Source organism: Streptomyces sp. NPDC006655, from assembly GCF_040703965.1.
Classification (GTDB): domain Bacteria; phylum Actinomycetota; class Actinomycetes; order Streptomycetales; family Streptomycetaceae; genus Streptomyces.
The window spans coordinates 22,766-29,184 of the sequence record NZ_JBEYJU010000104.1 but is presented as its reverse complement, the minus strand read 5'-3'; the positions used below and the strand labels follow the sequence as shown (position 1 = coordinate 29,184).

At 68.6% G+C, this 6,419-nt stretch carries 8 protein-coding genes and 1 pseudogene; 3 read left to right on the top strand and 6 right to left on the bottom strand.

What is annotated here, in order from left to right; translation table 11 throughout:
• On the bottom strand, window positions 1-624 hold a 624-nt coding region (locus AB0958_RS37535), incomplete at its 3' end, for an FAD/NAD(P)-binding oxidoreductase (protein ID WP_366894964.1).
• Window positions 621-818: a ferredoxin gene (locus AB0958_RS37530; protein ID WP_366894963.1), complete on the bottom strand. Its 198-nt coding sequence runs from the start codon at window positions 816-818 to the stop codon at window positions 621-623. The genes AB0958_RS37535 and AB0958_RS37530, both read right to left, overlap by 4 nt.
• A 312-nt stretch (window positions 819-1,130) precedes the next feature.
• Here AB0958_RS37530 and AB0958_RS37525 point away from each other — a divergent pair, with 312 nt between their 5' ends.
• Window positions 1,131-1,706 carry a helix-turn-helix domain-containing protein gene (locus tag AB0958_RS37525; protein WP_366894962.1) on the top strand — a complete coding sequence of 192 codons (576 nt, stop codon included), beginning with the start codon at window positions 1,131-1,133 and terminating at the stop codon, window positions 1,704-1,706.
• Between the two features lie 390 nt (window positions 1,707-2,096).
• Here the strand turns inward: AB0958_RS37525 and AB0958_RS37520 are convergent.
• A pseudogene (locus AB0958_RS37520) lies at window positions 2,097-2,312 on the bottom strand (IS30 family transposase); the annotation flags it as partial.
• Between the two features lie 290 nt (window positions 2,313-2,602).
• Window positions 2,603-3,364 carry a glucose 1-dehydrogenase gene (locus AB0958_RS37515; RefSeq protein WP_366894961.1) on the bottom strand — a complete coding sequence of 254 codons (762 nt, stop codon included), beginning with the start codon at window positions 3,362-3,364 and terminating at the stop codon, window positions 2,603-2,605.
• A 167-nt stretch (window positions 3,365-3,531) separates the two neighbouring features.
• On the opposite strand from AB0958_RS37515, the gene AB0958_RS37510 reads away from it, so the two are divergent.
• Complete coding sequence (locus AB0958_RS37510) at window positions 3,532-4,167, top strand: TetR family transcriptional regulator (protein ID WP_366894960.1); 636 nt, start codon at window positions 3,532-3,534, stop codon at window positions 4,165-4,167.
• 138 nt (window positions 4,168-4,305) lie between these two features.
• Here AB0958_RS37510 and AB0958_RS37505 read toward each other — a convergent pair whose 3' ends face one another.
• Both AB0958_RS37505 and AB0958_RS37500 read right to left on the bottom strand, forming a co-directional pair.
• Window positions 4,306-4,980: an SDR family NAD(P)-dependent oxidoreductase gene (locus AB0958_RS37505; protein ID WP_366894959.1), complete on the bottom strand. Its 675-nt coding sequence runs from the start codon at window positions 4,978-4,980 to the stop codon at window positions 4,306-4,308.
• Between the two features lie 53 nt (window positions 4,981-5,033).
• Window positions 5,034-5,816, bottom strand: coding sequence for a class III extradiol ring-cleavage dioxygenase (locus tag AB0958_RS37500; protein WP_366894958.1), 783 nt, complete (start codon window positions 5,814-5,816; stop codon window positions 5,034-5,036).
• 87 nt (window positions 5,817-5,903) lie between these two features.
• On the opposite strand from AB0958_RS37500, the gene AB0958_RS37495 reads away from it, so the two are divergent.
• Window positions 5,904-6,383, top strand: coding sequence for a MarR family transcriptional regulator (locus tag AB0958_RS37495; protein WP_366894957.1), 480 nt, complete (start codon window positions 5,904-5,906; stop codon window positions 6,381-6,383).
• The last annotated feature ends 36 nt before the right edge of the window (window positions 6,384-6,419 follow it).

Genomic DNA, 6,419 nt, shown 5'->3' with positions numbered 1-6,419 from the left:
CTCGGCGACTGTCACTCCGGTGCGCAGGTCCACGCCGTGCTCGTCGTGGAGGGAGGAGAGCACGCGTCCGACGTCCTCGCCCACCGCGTGGGCCAAGGGCACGGAGGCCGGTTCCAACAGGGTCACCCTCGCGCCCAGGCCGCGGGCCACTGAGGCGGCCTCGGATCCGAGGAATCCCGCTCCGACCACGGCCAGGTGACAGCCGGGCCGGATGCGCTCCCGCAGAGCGAGCGCGTCGTCCAGAGTGCGCAGTACGTGTGCCCGCTCGCCGGGTAGCCGGCGCGGCCGTACACCTGTGGCCACGATGAGGCCGTCGAAGCCCACCTCGGAGCCGTCGGCCAGCGACACCGTGCGGCCGCTCAGGTCCAGTCCGGTTGCGGCGACGCCGAGGCACAGCTCCAGTCGCAGGGCTTCCAGATCGGGCGCCGGGCGCAGCGGGAGCCGGTCGGCGGCCCACGATCCTGACAGGACCTCCTTCGACAACGGCGGCCTGTCGTACGGCGGCAGGAGTTCGTCGCCGACGAACGTGATCGCGCCCTCGTATCCCTCCCGCCGCAGCGTCTCTGCCGCGGCGAGCCCGGCGGCCGAGGCTCCGACGATCGCGATCCGGTTGAGGGAGTTCACGATTCGGTCAGCCGTATCGCCGCGGCCGGGCACACCGCCGCCGACTCCCTCACGGCGTCATGGTGGTCGGGTCCCGGGGCCTCGTCCAGGAGGATGACGAGGCCGTCTTCCTCCTGCTGGTCGAAGATCTCCGGGGCGAGCAGGACGCACTGCCCCGAGGCGACGCATTTGGGAGCGTCGACTTCTACCCGCATAGGCATAGGCGTATCACCTCAACTGTCATGGCTGGCTTGTTCACTGCGGCGCACAGCGTGCTGTCGGCGGTAGGCCGTCACCCAGGCGCCATGGGAAGCAGTCTACGAGTTATTGGCCTAAGCGGACAGTAAGTCCAGATGGGACATGAAGTCCCTGGATGACATAGCATTACTTTCGGCCAGATGGTGGGGATGAGCGGAGACGGGTGACGTGAAGTGCGGCGACACGGCGACAAGCGACGAGGCGCGCCGGACGCGGAGCGGAGAACGGGCCGTCCGCCACTGACGGAACGGCGCAAGGCCGAAACGAGGATGGAGATCGCCCGCGAGACGGTGCGACTCTTCACGAGCAAGGGCGTCGCCGCGACCTCGGCCGATGAGATCGCGGAAGCCGTCGGCATCTCGACGCGCACACTGCGGCGGTACTTCCCCAGCAAGGAAAATTGCGTCCAGCCCTTACTGGCAGCGGGGGCCGAAGCGGTCACCCGGCGACTGCGCACATGGCCGTCGGGGCAAACCCTGCGCGAGGCCGTGAACGACTGGGAAGACGGCGACGTCCTGATGGACGAGCCCGACATCGCCGCGAGTCTGGACCTCATCCGCCTCACCCGCACCGAGCCGGGACTGAAGGCCGTATGGCTCCAGACGTACCACGCGTACGACGGTCAGCTCGCCGAAATCCTCGCCGCGCGCGCAGGTTGTGACGCTGATGACCTGCACATCAGGATCCAAGCCGCGACGATCAACGCTGCCCTGCGCGTGGCCGCGGAGCATTACGCATGGCGGGAGCGCGATGGCCGAGCCGAGCCGGGCCAGAATGAGAGTGCGGGACTGTCGGAGGCACTCCGCACCGCCGTGTTGACAGCGGCTCAAGGACTCCCCGACTGAGATGGCGTGCGGCGCGTTGATGACACCGGAAGGACCGCAGGTTCTCCGAGTTGGAGCGGCTGCGCCGACCGCCCACGAGGACGATGGGCACCGCGTTCTCCCAAGCGCTGGAGCGAGTGGACGAGATCGACTCGTTCCCCCTCGGGCGGCTGACGCTGTCACCAATGTCGGTGTACTCCTGCTTCGTCGGCGGCCCCTCGCCCAGGAACCAGACGATCTTGGAGATCAGCCGCCGATCACCGGCACGGCCGCACGGGATCTCCTTCGCCACGGCCTCGCCCCGCGCCTGGTGGCGGCCGTGCAGTACAACCGTCGCGCCCTGGCGGGCCAGGTTCCGCGCGACATCCTTGCCGATCCCCAAGGCACGCCTGTCGTCAAACGATGGCCAGCTCAAGCGGTCAGCGCACCACCGCTGTTCAGGAGGTCAGCGTCGACATCTGCCGGTGTTCGACAGCCATGTGTCTTGCGCGGGCGATGGGTGAGCTCGTAGGCGATGGCGTCCAGGTCGGCCTGGCTGAAGGCGCGGAGGTCCGCGCCCTTGGGCAGGTGCTGTCGAAGCAGCCGGTTGGTGTTCTCGTTGGTGCCGCGCTGCCACGGGCTGCGCGGGGACAGGGCCCGCTCCCTCGGTGTCACGGACGTCGTCGCTGATGCCGCCGAATGGGCCGGCGCGGGCTTCGATCTCAATGTCCACTACGCAGGCTTCGGCACCACCACGGAAGCGGCCCTTTCGCGAACTCGTGTCATGGCGTGCTGCCCTGTTCAAGGACCCGGGCCGAGCCCATCGAGGACCGTGCGGCGGCGGCCGTGCGGCGGTGCAGGCGGAGGGGGAGCGGCCGGAGGCCCGGTTGGCCGGGCGGCGGGTGACCGTCTGCCCGGCCCTGGAGGAACCGGGGCGGTCAGACGGCCGCCCAGCCGTTGTCCACCGGCAGGATCGCGCCGTTGATGTTGCTGGCCGCGTCCGATGCCAGGAAGACGATCGCGGCGGCCTGCTCCTCGGGTTCGGAGAGCTGGCCCACGTTGCTGGAGTAGGGCGCGAGCGCGGCCGGTCCGTGCGCGCCGTCCTCCACGTCCACCTGGATCCCGGTCTTGGTGCCGCCCGGCGCTATCGCGTTGGCCCGGATGCCCTGGTTGCGGTACATCACGGCCAGGCTCTTGGTCAGGCCGACGATGCCGTGCTTCGAGGCCGTGTAGGCGGCACCGGCCGAGCTGCCGCGCAGACTGGCCTCGGAGGCGGTGCTGACGATCGCGCCGCGGCCCGACGCCAGCATGTGCGGCAGCACCGCCCGGGTGAGCAGGAACGGCGCGGTGAGGTTGACCCGTATGACCCGCTCCCACTCGGTGTCGGTCACGTCCGCAAGTGCCGACATCCGGTCCATGATCCCGGCGTTGTTCACCAGGACGTCTATCCCGCCGAACCGCTCCACCGCGATCGCGACCACCTGGTCCACCACCGACTGCTCGCTGAGGTCGCCGGTGACGGCCACCGCCGTACCGCCGGCCGCCTCGATCTCCTTGACCGCCGTGCCTGCGCTCTCGGCGTTCAGGTCGGCGACCACGACCCGGGCGCCCTCCTTCGCGAAAGCCAGGGCGGCGGCACGCCCGATCCCTGATCCCGCGCCGGTGACGATGACGCTGCGCTCGTCGAGTCCGCTGTCCATGTGGTGCTCCTATCAGGTGGTTCCGAGGGCGCTCGGCGCCCGGTGCAGTCACACCATACGACTTAATGTCTCTGAATGACATAAAGTCGGGGCAGGGGTTCTTTCTTGTCGTTCCGGCTCCTCGGGGGAGAATCGCGGTGCAGCAGCCACCGGCACCGGAGGGACAGATGACCGCAGGGGGACGCATGGGACGGCCGCCCCTGAGCAAGGAGCGCAAGGCCGAGATCAGACTGGAGATTGCCCGTGCCGCGGTGGACCTGTTCGCCGCCCAGGGGGTGGCCGCGACCACGGGCGAGCAGATCGGGCAGGCGGTCGGGGTCTCGGCGCGCACGGTGTGGCGTTACTTCCCGAGCAAGGAGGCGTGCGTGCGACCGCTGTTCGCGGCCGGCATCGAAGCGATCGCCGACGTACTGCGCCGCTGGCGCCCCGATCGGCCGCTGGAGGACGTCTTCGGCAGCGTCCTGCCGACGGACAACCGCCTCGTGCACGGCCCGGACCGCGCCACCATCTGCTCCCTGGTAAGACTGACCCGCAGTGAACCAGGTCTGCGCGCGGAATGGCTGCAGTCATATGACGCGGCCGAACCGGCGTTCGCCCGCGCCCTCGCCGAACGCTCCGGGCTGCCCGCGGACGCCCTCGTGCCCACCATCCAGGCGGCCATGGTCAACGCGGCCCTGCGCGCGGCCGTCGAGTACTACGCCTGGCGTGTCGCCGACGGCGCGACGGACGCGGCCACAGCGGAAGCCGAGCTCACAGCGACCATGCGCGCGGCACTCGCCGTCGTGGCGGACGGGCTCGCCTAGTACTCCAGCCGGAATTCTGTATTTCTCCTGGTCAACGGCTTGGCGGTGGGCGTGTAGCGGGGGGTGGGCATGGTTGGGACGGGCCGACGCCGTGCGCTGCCGCTGGTCTTCCCACGGACACGAGTTTCGGGCGGGACTTCAGGGCCGTGGCTCGCGCAGATGCCCGATCTTCATTTCTGCGCCGCTGTCGCCCCGGTGAAACTCGTAGAGCCGCTCGGCGATGTGGTCCGGATCGGCCTCTCCGTCGCCCTGGCTGATGAACAAGTCGATTACGGCCACGCCGACGTGGACACCCTGGGGCGCGAGCGCGTGGTGAAGGCTCAGGGCGTAACTGCGCAGCCCCGCCGAGGCGATTCCCACGGCGCTGATGGTAGGCACTGGGTAGAGGGCCGAGGAGCCGACGGTGAACAGCAGGGAACCCCGTCCGCGCTTGAGCATCCCGGGCAGCACCGTGTTCACGGCGGTGACGGCGCCGAGGACCTTCTGCTCGACCTCGGACCGGACGTCATCGGGCGTGATGCGGTCGGCGGGGATCGACGGGAGCTTGGCGTGAGCCGGGTTGTACACCAGGACATCGATGCCTCCCAGGTCCGAGTCCGCATCGTGGAGGGCATCGGTAAGGGCGGAAGGCCTGGTGACGTCGGCGCGATAGCCGCGCGTGGTGATGTCGAGTGCGCGGAGTTCGGCTGTCAGCCTGTCCAGGTTCTCGGGGGTGCGGCCCAGCACGGCCACCCGGTGACCGGCTGTTCCGAATCGCCTGGCGATGGAGCGGCCCAGTCCGGGGCCCGCGCCGACGATCGCGATTGTTTTCATGAAGGTGATTCCTTGTCGCGCGAAAGGCGTCGTGAGGTCGGAGGGAGGGGGCGTCAGCCGATCTGGATCGATCGCTTCGCCATGCCGACCCAGAAGCCGTCGATGACGGTGCGCTGGGCCGTGAGCTCTTCGTGGCCGGCTCCCAGGGTGACGAAGAGAGGAGCGAAGTGATCGGTGCGCGGGTGTGCGTAGTGGGCGCCCGGAGCCTTGTGCTCGAAGTCGAGGAGCGCGTCCAGGTCGCCTGCGTCGAGCGCCCGGCGGCCCCAGTCGTCGAATTCCGCCATCACGGAGGAGACGTTATTGCCGTAGTCCAGGGCGCTGAGGTTGTGGGTGAAGAAGCCGCTCCCCACGATCAGAGTGCCCTCGTCCCGCAGCGGTGCCAGCCGACGGCCGACCTCCATCAACTGCCGCGGATCCAGTGTGGGCATCGAGATCTGCAGTACAGGGATGTCGGCGTCCGGGTACATCTCCTTGAGCGGAACGTAGGCGCCGTGGTCGAGACCCCGCTCGGGTACGTCACGGACCGGCATGTCCGGCCCCTGCAACAGCTTTCGCACCTTGTCGGCGAGCTGCGGTGCGCCCGGTGCCGCGTAGGTCTCCCGGTAGTACCGCTCCGGGAAGCCCCAGAAGTCGTAGGTCAGCGGCACGGTTCGTGTGGCGCCGATGGAGAGTGGGGCGTCCTCCCAGTGCGCGGAGATCATCAGGATCGACTCGGGGCGGGGCAGATCGGCGGACCAGGCGGCAAGCTGGTCGGGCCAGAGTGGGTCATCGATGAGAGTGGGCGCGCCATGGGAGACGTAGAGGGCCGGCAGCCGGCCAGGAGCTTCCGCAAACATGACATGCTCCTTCACGGTTAGTGCAAATTCGAACTAGCCTGAAGGTACTTGATTATTTGAATTTGAACAACCTGGTAGTATCCGCCCATGAGCCGACCGAAGTGGCTGAACGAGGAAGAGGCGCGGGCTTGGCAGGCCTTTGTCGCGGCCGGAGCGCTCCTGAACCGGCGCCTTGACCAACAGCTCAAGGAGGATGCGGGGATCTCGCATCTGCAGTACGAGGTCCTGGTTCGACTCAGCGAGGCTCCAGAGGGCGAGCTCCGTATGACAGAGCTCGCCAGCGCCCTCTACAACTCGAAGAGCGGTCTCACCTACCAGGTCACTCAGATGGAGAAGGCGGGACTGGTGCGGCGCCGCTCGTGTGTGGACGATGTCCGGGCTGTCTACGCCTGTCTGACCGATGCGGGCCGGTCCCTGTTGGTCCGCGCCGCCCCAGGCCACGTTGACCTGGTACGAAAGCTGCTGTTCGATGCGCTCACCCAAGAGCAGCTGACAGCCGTGGCCGACGGTCTCAGCCACGTCGTCAGGCGCATGATGGACAGCCCGGCAGTGCCGGGGCGCGGGTAGAGCGGCTTCTCTGGCGCCGGGAGGGTGAAGCCAGGG